At 55.7% G+C, this 16346-nt stretch carries 16 protein-coding genes; 7 read left to right on the forward strand and 9 right to left on the reverse strand.

From position 1 onward, the window contains the following. Window positions 1-264: class II fructose-bisphosphate aldolase (locus CKW18_RS01275; protein ID WP_256586878.1), on the forward strand; the 264-nt coding region annotated here is incomplete at its 5' end. 233 nt (window positions 265-497) lie between these two features. Here the strand turns inward: CKW18_RS01275 and CKW18_RS29605 are convergent. After that, window positions 498-1046: a hypothetical protein gene (locus tag CKW18_RS29605; RefSeq protein ID WP_141233055.1), complete on the reverse strand. Its 549-nt coding sequence runs from the start codon at window positions 1044-1046 to the stop codon at window positions 498-500. 437 nt (window positions 1047-1483) lie between these two features. Here CKW18_RS29605 and CKW18_RS29610 point away from each other — a divergent pair, with 437 nt between their 5' ends. After that, on the forward strand, window positions 1484-1930 hold the full coding sequence (locus CKW18_RS29610) for a hypothetical protein (RefSeq protein WP_141233056.1): 447 nt from the start codon (window positions 1484-1486) through the stop codon (window positions 1928-1930). A 52-nt stretch (window positions 1931-1982) separates the two neighbouring features. Here the strand turns inward: CKW18_RS29610 and CKW18_RS01285 are convergent, their stop codons facing one another. Together CKW18_RS01285 and CKW18_RS01290 are read right to left on the reverse strand one after the other, a co-directional pair. After that, on the reverse strand, window positions 1983-2687 hold the full coding sequence (locus tag CKW18_RS01285) for a transposase (protein WP_095187081.1): 705 nt from the start codon (window positions 2685-2687) through the stop codon (window positions 1983-1985). 464 nt (window positions 2688-3151) lie between these two features. Continuing rightward, window positions 3152-3424, reverse strand: coding sequence for a hypothetical protein (locus CKW18_RS01290; RefSeq protein ID WP_095187082.1), 273 nt, complete (start codon window positions 3422-3424; stop codon window positions 3152-3154). A gap of 397 nt (window positions 3425-3821) precedes the next feature. On the opposite strand from CKW18_RS01290, the gene CKW18_RS01295 reads away from it, so the two are divergent. Further along, the gene (locus tag CKW18_RS01295) at window positions 3822-4280 is read left to right on the forward strand and encodes a hypothetical protein (protein WP_095187083.1); all 459 of its coding nucleotides are present in this window, start codon (window positions 3822-3824) and stop codon (window positions 4278-4280) included. A gap of 508 nt (window positions 4281-4788) precedes the next feature. Here the strand turns inward: CKW18_RS01295 and CKW18_RS01300 are convergent. Both CKW18_RS01300 and CKW18_RS01305 read right to left on the reverse strand, forming a co-directional pair. Next, complete coding sequence (locus tag CKW18_RS01300; protein ID WP_095187084.1) at window positions 4789-5154, reverse strand: DUF6124 family protein; 366 nt, start codon at window positions 5152-5154, stop codon at window positions 4789-4791. A 368-nt stretch (window positions 5155-5522) separates the two neighbouring features. Further along, a complete protein-coding gene (locus tag CKW18_RS01305; protein WP_095187085.1) occupies window positions 5523-6191 on the reverse strand; it encodes a polysaccharide lyase family 7 protein in 669 nt (222 codons plus the stop codon). Window positions 6192-6512: 321 nt separating this feature from the next. Here CKW18_RS01305 and CKW18_RS01310 point away from each other — a divergent pair, with 321 nt between their 5' ends. The 3 genes from CKW18_RS01310 to CKW18_RS01320 all read left to right on the forward strand — a co-directional run bounded on the left by CKW18_RS01310 (window position 6513) and on the right by CKW18_RS01320 (window position 9553). Next, the gene (locus CKW18_RS01310; protein WP_095187086.1) at window positions 6513-8636 is read left to right on the forward strand and encodes a bifunctional diguanylate cyclase/phosphodiesterase; all 2124 of its coding nucleotides are present in this window, start codon (window positions 6513-6515) and stop codon (window positions 8634-8636) included. Window positions 8637-8679: 43 nt separating this feature from the next. Then, complete coding sequence (locus CKW18_RS01315; protein ID WP_095187087.1) at window positions 8680-9171, forward strand: M48 family metallopeptidase; 492 nt, start codon at window positions 8680-8682, stop codon at window positions 9169-9171. An 85-nt stretch (window positions 9172-9256) separates the two neighbouring features. Beyond that, complete coding sequence (locus CKW18_RS01320; protein ID WP_003229005.1) at window positions 9257-9553, forward strand: helix-turn-helix domain-containing protein; 297 nt, start codon at window positions 9257-9259, stop codon at window positions 9551-9553. A 96-nt stretch (window positions 9554-9649) separates the two neighbouring features. Here CKW18_RS01320 and CKW18_RS01325 read toward each other — a convergent pair whose 3' ends face one another. Then, entirely contained in the window at window positions 9650-10102 is a 453-nt protein-coding gene (locus tag CKW18_RS01325) for a GNAT family N-acetyltransferase (RefSeq protein WP_095187088.1), read from the reverse strand. Window positions 10103-10357: 255 nt separating this feature from the next. Between CKW18_RS01325 and CKW18_RS01330 the strand changes: the two genes are divergently transcribed. Next, window positions 10358-11095, forward strand: a complete 738-nt coding sequence (locus CKW18_RS01330) for an ABC transporter substrate-binding protein (protein ID WP_095187089.1) — start codon at window positions 10358-10360, stop codon at window positions 11093-11095. Window positions 11096-11217: 122 nt separating this feature from the next. Here the strand turns inward: CKW18_RS01330 and yccS are convergent, their stop codons facing one another. The 3 genes from yccS to dbpA form a co-directional block, all read right to left on the reverse strand. Then, the gene (yccS, locus tag CKW18_RS01335; protein ID WP_095187090.1) at window positions 11218-13410 is read right to left on the reverse strand and encodes a YccS family putative transporter; all 2193 of its coding nucleotides are present in this window, start codon (window positions 13408-13410) and stop codon (window positions 11218-11220) included. 229 nt (window positions 13411-13639) lie between these two features. Further along, entirely contained in the window at window positions 13640-14818 is a 1179-nt protein-coding gene (locus tag CKW18_RS01340; RefSeq protein WP_095187091.1) for an NAD(P)/FAD-dependent oxidoreductase, read from the reverse strand. Between the two features lie 159 nt (window positions 14819-14977). Continuing rightward, the gene (gene dbpA / locus CKW18_RS01350) at window positions 14978-16315 is read right to left on the reverse strand and encodes an ATP-dependent RNA helicase DbpA (protein WP_238156321.1); all 1338 of its coding nucleotides are present in this window, start codon (window positions 16313-16315) and stop codon (window positions 14978-14980) included. Between the last annotated feature and the right edge of the window lie 31 nt (window positions 16316-16346).

The following is a 16346-nucleotide window of genomic DNA, read 5'->3' on the forward strand; positions in this document are numbered from 1 at the left end:
AAGTACGGCGTGCGCAAGGTCAACATCGACACCGACCTGCGCCTGGCCTCCACCGGCGCCATGCGTCGCCTGATGGCCACCAACCCGAGCGAATTCGACCCACGTAAATTCTTCGGCGCCACCGTGACCGCGATGCGTGATGTGTGTATCGCGCGTTATGAGGCGTTCGGTACCGCCGGCAATGCTTCGAAGATCAAACCGATCTCACTGGAAGCGATGTACCAGCGTTATCTGAAGGGTGAGTTGAACGCCAAGGTTAACTAAAACCTGAGTGTTGAATCGCTGAATCAAGAAACCCGTCGTAAGACGGGTTTTTTTGTGGGTGTGTTTTCTTGCGTTACGAAGTTGAGCAAGTGTTAAGGATCACTTGAATAAGTCACCAAACTCCTAAAGATTCGGTATTGCAATAGGGGCGACAGTGAGCTAGTTAAATGAGGGGTTTCTATTTTTTCAAAAATAGATATGTCTCCTTACTCCCTTATTCAGAAAGTTAAATATTATGGGCGTTCCATCTTCATCCCCCCACAGAAGGGAACGCAATTGCAATTGCTGTGGTGGTACCTACCACCGATCATCTCCGTGGGCGGTACTTTTGCGACCCCGCCCGGGTCCACGCCAGGCGCCACTCCCCAGCGGGATCCAGGGGAGGATATATTAGTAGCAGTTCTCGGTGTAAGCTTTTTTAAGTAGGGGCTTTCTACAAATATTGCTTCTTTTATGTTAACTGATTTAAGTTCTTCGCTATCATGTGGTTTGAAGTACAAGGTATTGGTTTTTCCTTCTAGTTCCAATAGGATTGCGCTGTGTAGTTTTGTTTTGGATATGAAGTTGATGTTTTGCCCCTCTTTGATAGCGTCTGTAGATGTTGCATAGAGTTCATATTCATGGCTGGAGAATGTTTCCTCTTTATTACTGCCGGTGAGGGTTCCAGTGATAGTGTTCCCTGAAGAGGCAGATAGAATAGGGATGATTTTTGTAGCAGTGTTTGAGCTTTTTTCGATCAAGTAATATTCTGGGCTTGAGTTTAATTCGGTATTGGTTGACATGGTATTCTGCTCCGTGTTTTTTCGAGCGTTTAAATGGGACGGATTTATTTGTCCATTCCACTGTTTTGTTGTTTCGTATGTAAGGTTAGGTTGAGGTTTATTGGTCGTCACCTGTCATAGTTGACAGTGTCTGATATTTTTTTGCGATATCGAGTGACTTGAAAGCAAACCAAATAACCTATGGGCTAAGGACGGGTAAGGGGACAGACTTATTTATCTTGAGTGTTGAACCGCTGATTCGGATTAAATAAATCCTTCTCGTTACTCATCTTATATTAGCTTTTCACATTTTTAATATAGCTAAATAATATTAAGCCCTGTCAACTATGACAGGTGACTGCACGTGTTGTTCAATCTAGCCTTGCATATGAGCCGCAGAAGAATGGGGGATAATAAAACTTTCCCCTTTGTAAACTCAATGAGGTGAGGGATAAGAAATGGCAGCTGAAGATTTTGATCATAAGTATGATTGTGTTGTAATTGGTTTAAGCGGAAATGCAGGGGGGGCTTTGCCTTCTACGCCCGATACACCACTAATGACGCGACACATCCCCCCGACATATAGCGAAGATACGGGTATGTGGAATCATCAGCCAGGAAAATGTTGTACGTGTGGGTGCGAAAAAGGTGGTTGGAGCACTTCCGAACATGCCATGGTAAAAAAACGTAAAAAGTTTCATAGCCTCTTTTTTACTTGTCAAATATTCGACAATGAAACCCGCCCAATTGCGGGTTTCTTTTTTGTGCGCCAGGCATGGCGCGTTGCGCGCAAGCGCACCCAGCTTGGCTATGGTGGCCATGCTGATGACTTGGAGGTGAAGGTTCTACGCACTCTGCACGGGGAGGTATTAGCCAGAGGCAAGAGTGTTGACTGCGAATCTTAGGTGTAAGGGGCGGATTTATTTACCGTAATTCCACCCCCTTTTTATGAATTTCTTATGTTTCTACTATGCACTTCGCTGGTCTACCCCTAGGCCGATTTGATATGTGCAACCCGGTAATAGCTTCAATCTCAGCAGTGAACTGCGAATTGCCCGTCAATTGACCACGCTGTAGCGCGCTTCTTATCAATTCCAGCTCCTGTGGTGGGGGAGGCTGCTTCATGAACTCGATGTAGCGATCATTGCGGATGGCCGCAGTCGGCCCTAGATCTGTGAAACCGGGATAGTCATCCAGCCACTTAGCCCCGTCTGTTGCGTTCAGTCTCACTTGCAGGCTCGACCATTTATAGTCTTGCGCATGCTCGACCATTTGAGCACGCACTGGATTCAGCTCTATATGTCGGCAGCACGCCAACAAATAGGTATCGGTTTGAACGACGCTGGATTTGTAGCGGCTTTCCCACAGTGTGCCCGAGCGTCCCTCAAGCTTGTTGCGATAGCGGGTCATGCGAGCTGCCAGGCTTTTCATCAATTGTCCGAGGCTGGCTGCTGACTCGCCAGGTGCAAGCAACAGATGGACATGGTTGGTCATCAGGCAGAAGGCGTAGACCTTCACATCCAGTAGGGTTTTCAGTTCACACAGGTCGCTGAGATATCGCTCGAAATCGGCCGGTTCTTTGAACACGGCCTGCTTGTTGTGACCGCGTTGTACGACGTGATGGGGATAGTGAGGTAATACGACTCGCGCGGTTCTCGGCATATAGCCTCCTACGTCCGTGTAGGGAAAGGGGACGGATTTTGAACGACCCGACCTGTTTTTTGTTTCTTGCGTGAGGGTAAAACGCTTGGCGTGGCTCGTCACCTGTCAAAGTTGACAGTTGTGTGATGTTTTTTTGTTCGATGGTGGTGTGTGGGGTCATTCGGATTTTTCAGGTTTCGGCTGATCCGGCCTGAAAGGTTGCCATTACGGCCTCTCTCCGTATGCCGTAATGGCAGTGGAATCGATGTTTTTACTTGAGTTTTGTGATGATAAAATCCAAAACCGTTCGCCAGATGGGATAAATAAATCTGTCCCGTTAAAGGTCCAAGGTTAACTAAGCTTCAGCATTCAGGTCGCATGTAAACCCGCCGAGACAAGGCGGGTTTTTCATTTTGGGGGACTAGGTTGCATGCAATGTGTGGGCCCAATAATTAAATTATCATTTTCGTTTTAATTAGTTGGGTTCATTCAGTGCTTTCGATTTTTCTTAATTCGATCAGGTATGTGCCGTTCTTGTTTGTTGGAGGGAGAACTTCTTCATAGGTTACGATTATAAATTCATATCGGTTTTGGTACTCACTAATCTTGGTTCGAGAGTGGTGTATGCTTCCCTCGATCACATCTTTATATTTGTGTCCCGGCGTTGGATTTTCCACGCTCAGGTTTTCAATAACAACGCTCACTTTTTGACCTTCAGAGTTGGACTCTGTTGGTGGTGTTGTGGATTTCGCTTCCATGATGCGTATCCTGCGTAATGAAATGAAACTCAAAAGTTATCAATTTTTCTGCGCTTGTCAACTGTTAGAAATTACAGTTTTCAAAATCTTCTTTTCCTGCTCGTCCAGTTTTTTGGGGGGGCATTTTCAAAGCTCCTGCTAATGAAAAAATTAACAGGGACGTGCGGGTCGTGGTTTTTGTTAATTATCAATAATATAGAGTGCGGATTGCGAAATTGTCGTGGCTGTCGGTCGTTTTTGGGTTTTTGTCAACTGTCAACTATGACAGTTGTGAGGCAGTTGAGGTTGAGCTATCACTTGGGTGTGTTGAAAAGAGCGGCCTGCCAGCAGTTCTTTTGGTTTGTTGTTTAGGTTCTATAGGTGGGCAGCAGATTATCTTGATAGACAGGAGAAAAATATGGCTTTTATATTGCTGGACGACAAATACTTTAGTATGGGGCCAATAGTGGACCCCGCTCCAAACGGTGCGCCTGCTGGTTCGATTACGGTTTTTCACCCGAGCTGCGGTCCTTCCTCTGAACTAGAGATTGAAGCGCATCCCGTTGAGGATCCCCCTTTATTTCTCCAGGACCCTTTTAAATGTGAGCTTATGATGCGCCCGATTCTTGACGCTCAAGGTAAGCCTCTCTCGGGATCGAGCCATCCATGGAAAGTCTATGGGAGCGTTTCGTTAACTATCATTAAATCATCTTCAGCGAGTCCGGTTGCGTTTACGACGCCTGCATTTATATATGTTGATCTTTACGCGGCAAACGTTATTTATTATGGAACCTATCAGGCGAGATTGTCCTATTTCAATGGCAATGGGCAGAACGTTGCTGCTACTAAAGTGAAGACTGTCTTTTTTGCGCGGTGAATAAGCTGATGTATTTCTGATAATGCTGTATGTTTAATAAAAATCCTCCTTGAGTGGAAATTTGTCCCCGTAAAGCTACGGAGCGATTTTGGCCGTACAATTTGAGCTCGAATTGGGCGATAAGCCGTTTTATGTTTATTCTAAATAGCTCTCAAGGACTGTCAGGTTTGACAGTAGACGGAGTCCAGTAATTCTTGAAAGATCAAGCTTCACCTCGTAACGGAGTGCATAGCGATGAGTAATAACGAAAAACCCGAAAATTCGAAGCCGGATAGTCCTTCAGATGATTCGAAAACAGAAGGCGCAAAAGTAAAGCGGCACACACTTATCCTTCTACCGAAGAAGGAGAAGTAAGCGCGCCGCTGAAGAACCCGCAGAAATGCGGGTTCTTTTTGCAGCAGATTATTAATGTTTAGCGATCAGGCGGTGATGTCGAACCCCGCTGAGTCAGACTGTACGAAGGCGGATTTTCGTGGGACCCGTTCGCCCGCGTTGTTTAACCGTGCGATCACTTCTCCTTTAACTCCACATGATCCAGCGCCTGATTCACTGCCAGTTCACCCAGCATTACCACTTGCGCAATGCCCAGCGCTGTCTTGCGGTGTGAGGTGTCGAGCATCGCGGCGAAGTTGTTGAGCATTTCGCTGGCTGAGCCCAGGGTTTCGCAGGCGTTGGCCAGTAGCGACTCGGTGTTGTACTTCGGGTTGGCGAGGTACATGGGTTCGGGGTTGTTGGTGCTGGCCATGATCTGGGCGGCGGGGGTGAGGTAGTGGTCCAGGGCGCGCTCGGCGGCGTCGTGGAGTTTTTTGGAATTGAGGGATTCGTAGGGGGAGGCCGGGTCGGTGACCGGCGGGTGTGGCGTTGACTTGATCATTAGCTGAAAACTCCTGATAGAGCCGCTTCGTCTTCTCTACTAAAAGAAGGGTGGCAGCTGTGCGCAGGTTAGTAGACCGGGGAGTATTCAGCATTTACCGGCGCGCCGAAGCGCCCTGCACACAGCCACCATCAAATCGGACAGCAATAACCGACGGATGCGCTTTGCACATAACTGAAAAACACCACGGGCTACTAAACCCGATCACTGGAAATCAGTGATGCGAATCAAGTTACCGATGGCCCGACAGGCGCACAAGCCGGCGGATTCTGGCGCAGTGGTAGGCAACGACGCAAGCTGTTGTAGGCATCCGGAAGTAACCGCCGACCAGTCTAAACAACCCCGTTTAAATGCAGGGTGGGATTGGGTTATTTGTCGTGATCGATGTCGAGTTTGCTGAAAGTCACCTGGCCACCTTCGCTGGTGTAGCCGGTGTTGTCCTGCACATACACCCCGGCCTTGAAATACAGCGGTTTATTGCGCCAGGTCGCACTGATCTGGCTGTCCCACTGATAACCCGCCGCGCTGATGCCGAGCGCGCCGCCGGGGCTTAGGTGGATGAGGTAGTTGAATTCGCGATCCAGCTTGATTCCGGTGGCCAGGGTAATGACGCGGCTTTCGTCGTCATCCGGGTGCATGCGCACCTTTATCACCAGGTTGCCGGTTTCGGTTTTGGTCTTGTATTGGTATTCGAGTTTGACCATCGGCTTCTGGCTTTCGTAAGCGTGGATCTGGCCGATGACGATTTTGCCGGAGCTGGGTACTTTGTTCACCGTCACGGTGGCGCGCAGTGAATTGTCGGCATCGGGGTAGTACCAGTTGCGCAGGGTGCCGTTGCTGAAGGTCTCGCGCAGTTCGGTGCGCGGGTAGATGGCGTTTTCGGTTTTCGACCCGGTCACCGGTGACCAGAAGAACAAGGTGCCGGTGTCGGAATGGAAGTACTGATCCTTGAAGCCGTTCACCAGTTTGGAGGTTTCGACGGTGTAGGGCGGGCTGCCAACGGGAACGCTGAGGTTCCAGGTTGCGAGATCGATCATGTCGGTTCTTCCACTCAAGTTTCACTGCACGCACGTGCCAGAAGCTCTAGCCCGCACGTTTTGGGGCGGCCTTTATAAGCGTAGAGGGGGATTTTGTTAACGCCCGTTTGGCAGATGATTGACGTCAACATCCTGTCGAAATGCCATCTGTACCGGTTTCAGCGGGCTACAGCGGTGACCGTTAGTCGGCAAGTCGCGGCTTTGTTTAAATGATGGCCTGATGATAGCTACTGCTTTCGTCGATCCGCGACTAGAGTGATGGCTCAGTATGTGTACGGTTTTAGCCGGAAAACCGCCTGTAGTCCCGACAAGAGAAGCAGCATGGAATGCGCGCAACCCCAGCCAGGTGAAGGCAACTCTGTCCTTTTGATCGTTGATGATTACCCTGAAAACCTGATCAGCATGCGCGCGTTGTTGCAGCGTCAGGATTGGCACGTGCTGACCGCCGCCTCCGGATTCGAGGCGCTCAACATGTTGCTGGAACACGACGTCGATCTGGTGTTGCTGGATGTGCAGATGCCGGGCATGGACGGTTTCGAGGTCGCGCGCCTGATGCGTGGCAGTCAGCGCACACGGCTCACGCCGATCATCTTCCTCACCGCCAACGAGCAATCCCAGGACGCGGTGATCAAGGGCTACGCCAGCGGCGCGGTGGATTACCTGTTCAAACCATTCGATCCGCAGATCCTCAAACCCAAAGTGCAGGCGTTGCTGGAGCATCAGCGCAACCGCCGGGCCTTGCAGCAACTGACTCGCGATCTGGAGGTGGCGCGGGCATTTAATGCCTCGGTGCTGGATAACGCCGCCGAGGGCATTCTGGTGTTGGGCGAGGACGGCTTGATCCGCTTTGCCAATCCGGCCATTTCACGGCTGCTCAATGCGCCGGTGAAGGAGTTGGAGGGTCAGGAGTTTCTCGATTACCTGCAGAAACCGCACATCCCGCTGTGGGCCGATTCCGAATTCAAAAGCAGCTATCTGCGTGGCGAAACCCTGCGTCTGCACGATGCCCTGTTGCGCACCGCCCCCGGCCAGCAGGTGCCGGTGGCGTTGTCCTGCGCACCGTTGCCTTCTGAGCAACAGGCGATGGTGGTGACGGTGCTGGACATGTCGGTGGTGCGCCATCTGCATCAGCAGCTGGAGTTTCAGGCCGTTACCGACCCGCTGACCGGTTTGCTCAATCGTCGCGGTTTCTACCAGACCGTGGAAAACCTGCTGCTGCGCGGTGAGCGCAACGACAGCAGTTGGGTGCTGCTGTATCTGGATCTCGACGGGTTCAAACGGGTCAACGATTCCCTCGGTCACGATGCCGGCGACCGTGTATTGCGCTGGGTGTCCGAGCAGTTGAAGGCGTGTCTGCGGCCGTTCGACATTCTCGCGCGCATGGGCGGCGATGAGTTCACCGCGCTGCTGGATCTGGAGTTTCCCGAGCAAGCGGCGAAGATTGCCGAGAAGCTCATCGAGCGGGTGTCGATCTGTCAGCAAATCGAAGGGCTGGACATCGCGCTGGGTGCCAGTATCGGCATCGCGACTTACCCGGATTGCGGATCGAACCTTGATGGGCTGCTGCGTGCCTCGGACATCGCCATGTACGAAGCCAAGCGTGCCGGTCGCCAGCAATATCGCTTCTACGACCACGAAATGAACGGGCGGGCGCGTTCGCGTTTGATGCTGGAAGAAAGCGTGCGCAGCGCCATCGAAAACCGTGATTTCAACCTGGTCTATCAACCGCAGGTGGCCATCGACAGCGGCCAGATTCGTGGCTTTGAGGCGCTGTTGCGCTGGCAGCATCCGAGCGTCGGCGATGTTCCACCGGGGCTGTTCCTGCCGTTGCTGGAAGAAGCGCGGTTGATCAGTCGCCTCGGCAGCTGGATTTATCATCGTGGCGCGGGGCAGCGCAAAGCCTGGGAAACCCTGTTTGCCGAAGACCTGGTGCTTGGCGTGAGCTTGAGCAACACCCAGTTCAGCCTGCCGAATCTGGTCACCGAGCTGCGTCAGGTCATGGAGCGGCATGCTTTGCAGCCACGGCAACTGGAGGTCGAGGTCACCGAAGAGGCGTTGATGCAAAACCCCGACGAAACCCGCAAGCAGTTGCGTCTGTTGCGCAATCTCGGGGTGCGCGTGGCGCTGGATGACTTCGGTTCCGGGCCGTGTTCGCTGGCGCACTTGCGTGACCTGGAACTGGATACACTCAAGCTTGACCGCCATCTGATTGCGCGATTGCCGGACTCGGCGCGGGACGCTTCGCTGGTGAGCACAGTGATCAGTCTGTGCAAGCAATACGGGTTGTTGGTAATTGCCGAAGGCGTCGAAACCATCGAGCAATACCAATGGCTGCAAGCCCACGGCTGTGAGTACGTGCAGGGCTTCCTGGTGGCGCGGCCATTGATCGCCGAGGACGCCGCCACCTTCGCCGAACCGTTCGACTGGAGCGCGCTGCCCGGTTGAATTCGCTACACTGGCGCACCTTTTTGAACCGTGCTGCCCGTCCATGACTGTGTTGAAGTACCTCCAGGCCTATCCCGCGCAATTGCAGGATCAGGTGCGCCAACTGATCGCCGACGGGCGTCTGGGTGAATACCTGGATCAGCGGTATTCGGGCCGGCATGACGTGCAGAGCGACAAGGCGCTGTACAGCTACGCGCTGGATCTGAAGCAGGAATACCTGCGTAATGCGCCGGCCATCGACAAAGTGCTGTTCGACAATCGCCTCGACCTGACCCATCGCGCCCTCGGTCTGCACACCACGGTTTCGCGCGTGCAGGGCGGCAAGCTCAAGGCCAAGAAAGAGATTCGTATCGCCTCGTTGTTCAAGGACGCCGCGCCGGATTTTCTGAAGATGATCGTGGTGCATGAACTGGCGCACTTCAAAGAGTCGGATCACAACAAGGCGTTTTATAAATTGTGCGAGCACATGCTGCCGGGGTATCACCAGATCGAGTTTGATCTGCGGGTGTACCTGACCTGGCGGGATTTGCAATGAAGTTCCAGATCAAAAGATTGCACGCACCTGTAGGAGCTGCCGAAGGCTGCGATCTTTTGATCTTTAATCGATTCGGAGTGCATGCATGGACGTAAGCAAGACCAAAAGCAGTTTCTACCGGCGCCTCTATGTGGCTTACCTGATCGACAGCGGCCTGGCGCCCAGCGTACCGGCATTGACCGAAGTCACCGGCATGCCCCGGCGCACGGCGCAGGACACGATTGCCGCGCTGGCGGATCTGGATATCGTTTGCGAGTTCGAGCAGGAAGAGGGCGCACGCAATCATGCCGGGCGTTATCGGATTCGTGAGTGGGGGGCGATTGACCGGGGGTGGATTGAGCGCAATTTGCGGCAGATAAAAGCGGTGCTGGAATATCCGTGAAAGGTGTTGGCCTGAGCTGACGCCTTCGCGAGCAAGCACGCTCCCACAGGGGAGTGCATTCCAGATGGGGGAGCGGGCTTGCTCGCGAAAGGGTCCTTAAGAACGACGCATCCCGATATGCGGAATGTCATCCTCCAGATATTCCTCACCCGCCACGACAAACCCGTACTTACCGTAATACCCCTGCAAATGCGCCTGCGCCGAGAGATAGATCGGCACCTGCGGCCAATGCTTCTCGGCCTGTTTCAGCGCCTGTTCCATCATCTCGTGACCCAGCCCTTTGCCTCTGCCCTGCGGCGCGGTGATCACGCGGCCGATCACCACGTCGCCGCCCTGGGATTCCGGATCCAGCAGGCGCAGGTAAGCCATCAGCTGGTCATCTTCCCAACCCATCAGGTGGTAGGTGTCGCCCTCCAGATCCTGGCCGTCGAGGTCTGGATACGCGCATTTCTGTTCGACCACGAACACTTCCGAGCGCAACTTCAAAAGGGCATACAACTGCTCTTTGCCCAAATCGCTGTGATGTTTGCAAACCCATTCGATTGTCATTTTTCGATTCCTTGAACGTGTCGCCCGATACTAAGCGCAGCGCCCGTAGATGTCTGTATGGCGTAAGAGTCTGTGACAAAGGTCAAATTGCCATCATTCCTTTCTCGCACCCGTGTCTTCTTTGTGTAATCTGCTGGAGAGCGCTGTGCACTGGCTGCAATGAGCTAATGTTAGGGCCTGGGTTTTGCCGGTAAGGGGCCTTGGGGTTTTGACTGAAAACACGCCGGGCGTGCCGCCCGCTAAGGATTTTCAAGCATGCCACGACTGCATCGAGCCTTTGCTTTGATCGGATTGCTCTTGCTGGCCCAAACCGCTGCCGCCGAAAAGCTGCGGCTGGTGTTTGATATCTGGCCACCCTTTACCGACGACACGCTGGTCAACGGCGGTCTGGCCACCGACATCGTCAGCACCGCGCTGGCGCGGGCGGGCTATGCCAGCGGTTACGAGCAGGTGCCGTGGGCGCGGGCACTGCTGGGCGTCGGCGAGGGCCGTTACGACGTGCTGGTCAACGCCTGGTACAACGACGAGCGGACGAAGCTCGGGCAGTTTTCCGCTGAGTATCTGGTCAACCGCATCCGTTTTCTTAAACGCAAAGACACCCCCCTCGAATACAACAACCTGCAACAACTGCACACCTATCCGATTGCCGTGGTGCGCGGTTACGCCTACTCGCCGCCATTCGAGGCCGATACGGCGTTGCAGAAAGTCCCTGTGCATAACTTCGCCATGGGCGTGCGCATGTTGGCGGCGGATCGGGTCAAGCTGACGCTGGAGGACGAGCATGTGGCGCGGTATTACCTGGCGCGCGAATCAGCCAAGGTGCGCAATGCCGTGGAGTTTTTGCCCAAGCCGTTGAGCGAGAACAGCCTGCATATACTGGTGAGCCTGAAGAATCCGCAGCATGAGCAGATTGTCGCGGGGTTTGATCGGGCTATTGCGGCGATGAAGGCGGATGGCAGTTATGACCGGCTGCTGAGGCAGCATGGGATGTGAGGTGCTGATCCTGAATTTACTATGTGTCTGATGGCCTCTTCGCGAGCAGGCTCGCTCCCACAGGAGTTCTGTGTCGTGCACAAATCCAGTGTGGGAGCGGGCTTGCTCGCGAAGGCGTCCTTTCAGCCAGCGCTGACCTCACTGGTATCCTTGATCAGGTGCGCCGCCAACGTTCGCAACGGCCCCAACTGCCGGCAGATCAACGCCAGTTGCGTCTGCACCAGCCGTTGCCCCTCATCAATCTCATCTGGCATCTGTTCCAGCTCATTGGCCAGCGCTTCTTCCTCATCACTCTGAATCGCAATCGGCTGCTTGCTCGCCAGCCCTTGAGCGATTTCATCAATGCTCGCCGCGAGGCTCACACCCGCACCGTCAATCAGATGCTCGCGCACCTCTGCCGGCAGCTGCGTCTCACGATGCGCGCCCAGCCCTGACAGATAACTGAGCAAAGTATGCGACAGCACCAGAAAGCGGAAGCCGACGTCCGCTTCCTTGCGGAAATGCCCCGGCTCCATCAGCATGTTTGCCAGCGTCGTCGACAGCGCTGCATCGGCATTGTGCGCATTGCGTCGGGCCAGGCGATAAGCGAGGTCATCGCTCTTGCCGGCGGCGTATTGCTGCATGATCTGGCGCAGGTAGATGCTGTTGCAGGTCAGGGTGTTGGCCAGCACTTTGTTCAGGCGCCGACCCTGCCAGTCGGGCAGGAACAGGAACACCGTCAGGCCGGCGATCAGGCTGCCGAGCAAGGTATCGAACAGTCGCGGCAGGAACAGCCCGTAACCGTCACCGACCTGATTGAAGCAGAACAACACCATGATGGTGATCGCGGCGGTCGCCAGGGTGTAACGGGTGGTGCGGTTGGTAAAGAACACCACCCCGGCGGCGATGGCGAAGCACGACTGCACGAGCGGGCTCGGGAACAGATCGAACAACGCCCAGGCGATGGTCAGGCCGATGGCGGTGCCGAGAATCCGCTGACCGAGTTTGCGTCGCGTCGCGCCGTAGTTCGGCTGGCAGACGAACAGCGTGGTGAGGATGATCCAGTAGCCTTGCGAAGGGTGAATCAAATGCACCATGCCGTAGCCGATGCTCAACGCCAGCGGCAAACGAAGGGCATGGCGGAACAGCAATGAAGTCGGTGTCAGTTGCGTGCGCAGGCGAACCCACACGTCTTTCAGATTGCGCGGCGAGCGGTCGAGCAGGCTGCTGTCGGTCGCATCGGCCAAGGCGTCGGGGTTGCTCGCGTCGCTGAGCAAACGGTCGAGCGTGCCGAGGTTGGCGGCCAGTGCGCGCAGCGAGCGCAGCAGGCCGCGCCAGGCCGGATTGCTCTGGATACGCAGGTGTTCGAGAGAGGCGTCGAGGTCGCTCAGGGCTTGGGCGAAACTGGCGTCGTAGACGAATGGCTGGCGCATCTGGATCGATTCGGCCAGCGCCCGGCAGGCCTTGCCTTGCTGGCGCAGCAGGCGCTGGCAGCGGAACAGCACGTCGCTGTGGAAGAACGCATCGGCCAGCGCGTTGTACGGGTAGTGCGAAGAGCTGGCGCGTTCGTGGATGTCCTGGGCGAGGAAGTACAGCTTCAGGTAGCGGCTGACTTTCGAGCCGGGGCGACCGTTGCCAACCCGGTGCAGGATGATTTCCTTGGCACTGTTCAGCGCCGCCACCACGCGGCCGTTTTGCTGGGCCAGTTCCAGACGCCGGGCTTCGACGTCCATCTGCCGGATCGGCTCGAACAGAGACGATTTCAGCTTCAGGTAAAAACCCAGTTCGCGGAACAATCGCGCCAGACTTTGCTGCACCGGTTGGTTGGAGAACATTGCCTGCCACAACACCGAGAGCAGGCCGTACCACGCCGCACCGGCCACCAGCAGCATCGGTTCGTGCCAGAAATCGGTGACCGCGCCACCGCGCTGATCAACGCCGATCATCGTGTACACCGACAGAATCAACGTCGCTGAGGCAATCGCGCCATAGCGCTCGCCGAGCGCACCGAGCATGGTCAGGCCGAAACTGGCCAGGGCCAAAGCGATGGCAAAGACGATGGGATAGGGGAACAGCAATTCCACCGACAGCGCAGCGATGCTGAAACACACCAGCGTCACGGCGAGTGCGTTGAGGCGGCCCTGCCAACTGTCATCGGTCTCGGCCAGGGCGCTGGCGATGATCCCCAGGAACAACGGGATCAGCAGGCCCATTTCATCCTGATACCAACACAGCGCCATGCTGCCGGTCAGGGCGATGAACACCCGCACGCTGTAGCTGAATTTATCCAGCGCCCACAGGCGCCGCAAAGACTGACGAAACGAGGTCGAGGACATGAAGTGCGAAGGCCTTCCGAGGCGATGCCGCTAAATTGAGCCAGTAATGACGCCGACGCAATGGCGCCGATCACATCTGACAGCAAAAAGTGTTCCTTACTGCATCACACATAACAATGTGGGAGGGGGCTTGCTCCCGAAAGCGGTGTGTCATTCAACATTGATGTCGACTGGTACACCGCATTCGCGAGCAGGCTCGCTCCCACAGTGTTTTGTATTTGGCCTTCAGTTAAGCGTACTGCGCGGCAGCGTAGCCGGACGCCCAGGCCCACTGGAAGTTGAAGCCGCCCAGGTGGCCGGTCACGTCGAGCACTTCGCCGATGAAGTACAGGCCCGGGCTTTTCAGCGATTCCATGGTCTTGGACGACACTTCGCGGGTATCGACGCCACCGAGGGTCACTTCAGCGGTGCGATAGCCTTCAGTGCCGGCCGGCACGACTTTCCAGCTGCCCAGCTTGTCAGCGATCTCCGCCAGTTCCGCATGGGTGTACTGCTTCATCGGTTTGGACACGAACCAGTTGTCCGCCAGCAAATTGGCCATCTTCTTGGTGAAGATCTCGCCGAGCAGGGTTTTCAGCTCGCTGTTCGGGCGTTCGGCCACTTGCTGTTGCAGCCACGCGGCGGCGTCGTGATCGGGTAGCAGGTTGATCTCGACGGTGTCGCCGGATTCCCAGAACGAGGAAATCTGCAAGATCGCCGGCCCACTGAGCCCGCGATGGGTGAACAGGATGTTCTCGCGAAAGCTCTGGTCGTTGCAGCTGACCAGACAATCCACCGAAGTCCCGGACAACTCGGTGCACAATTCCTTGAGCTGATCGGTGATGGTGAACGGCACCAGACCGGCGCGAGTCGGCAGCAACTCGTGGCCGAACTGTCTGGCCACCTGATAACCGAAACCGGTGGCGCCCAGCGTCGGGATCGATAGACCGCCAGTTGCGATCACCAGCGACTGGCACTGGATCTGGCCGAGGGCGGTGTCGAGCAGGTAACCGCTCTCGACTTTCTCGATCGTCTGGATCGAGGTGTCGAGGTGCAGTTCGACGCCAACTTGATCGCACTCGGTGAGGAGCATTTCGAGGATATCGCTGGATTTGTTATCGCAGAACAACTGACCGAGTTTCTTCTCGTGGTACGGCACGGCGTGTTTGCCGACCATGCCGATGAAATCCCACTGGGTGTAACGCGCCAGTGCGGATTTGCAGAAGTGCGGGTTCTGCGAGAGGAAATTGCCCGGTTCGGTGTACATGTTGGTGAAATTGCAGCGGCCACCGCCCGACATCAGGATTTTCTTGCCAGCCTTGTTCGCATGGTCGAGCAGCAACACCTGACGCCCACGCCCGGCGGCGGTCAGTGCACACATCAACCCTGCGGCGCCAGCGCCAATGATCACGACTTCGGTAGAGCGCAAAACGGTGTCCTCACAAAGAATTCAATATTCACCGAAGGCCAATGTGGGAGCGGGCTTGCTCGCGAAAGCGGTATATCAGTCAACATTGATGTTGTCTGACACTCCCTCTTCGCGAGCAAGCCCGCTCCCACATTTGATCTCTGTCGGGCAGCAGATCGTTTACAAGATACGCACGCGCAACGAACGGCCCTTGATCTTGCCGTCGTTCAGGCGCTGCAGGGCCTGCATGGCCACGGTGCGTTCAACCGCCACATACGCCTGGAAATCGAAGATCGCGATCTTGCCGACCTGGGCGCCCGGAATCCCGGCGTCGCCGGTCAGTGCGCCGAGAATGTCGCCCGGACGTACTTTGTCTTTACGGCCAGCGCCAATGCACAGGGTGGTCATCGGCGGCTGCAGCGGGGCGAGCCCCTGGGACTTGAGGTTGTCGACCTGATCCCAGTTCAGCGGCGATTTCTGCAGTTGTTCGATGGCCTGCGCGCGGTGTGCTTCGCCCGGTGCAACGAGGCTGATGGCAATGCCTTTCTCGCCGGCACGACCGGTACGACCGACGCGGTGAATGTGGATTTCCGAATCGCGGGCCAGTTCGACGTTGATCACCATGTCCAGCGCATCGATGTCCAGACCACGGGCGGCGACGTCGGTGGCGACCAGTACCGAAGTACTGCGGTTGGCGAACATCGCCAGCACCTGATCGCGGTCACGCTGTTCCAGATCGCCGTGCAGGCCGACGGCGGAGATGCCTTTGGCGGTCAGGTGATCGACGGTTTCCTGCACTTGCTGCTTGGTGAAGCAGAACGCCACGCAGGACGCCGGGCGGAAGTGGTGCAGGACTTTGGTCACTGCGCTCATGCGGTCTTCCGGGGAAATCTCGTAGAAACGCTGCTCGATCTGCGTGTCATCGTGGAACGCTTCGGCCTTGACCGTTTGCGGATCACGCATGAATTTCGAGGCCAGTTGCTTGATGCCCACCGGGTAAGTGGCGGAAAACAGCAGGGTCTGACGACGCTCCGGGGTCTTGACGATGATGTCTTCGATGGCGTCGTAGAAACCCATGTCGAGCATGCGGTCAGCTTCGTCGAGGATCAGCGTGTTCAGGCCATCAAGCACCAGCGAACCCTTGCGCAGGTGCTGCTGGATGCGGCCAGGAGTACCAACGATGATGTGTGCGCCGTGTTCCAGCGAAGCGATCTGCGGGCCAAACGACACGCCGCCGCACAGGGTCAGGACCTTGATGTTGTCTTCGGCACGGGCCAGACGACGAACTTCCTTGGCGACCTGGTCGGCCAGCTCACGCGTCGGGCAGATCACCAGTGCCTGGCAACCGAAATAGCGCGGGTTGATCGGGTTGAGCAGGCCGATGCCGAATGCAGCGGTTTTGCCGCTGCCGGTCTTGGCCTGGGCGATCAGGTCCATCCCTTTGAGGATCACCGGCAAGCTCTGCGCCTGGATCGGCGTCATCTGGGCATAACCGAGGGATTCGAGGTTAGCCAGCATGGCGGCGGACAGCGGCAGAGTATTAAAAGCG

It is taken from the genome of Pseudomonas sp. Irchel 3E19, from assembly GCF_900187585.1.
Taxonomy (GTDB): Bacteria; Pseudomonadota; Gammaproteobacteria; order Pseudomonadales; family Pseudomonadaceae; genus Aquipseudomonas; species Aquipseudomonas baetica.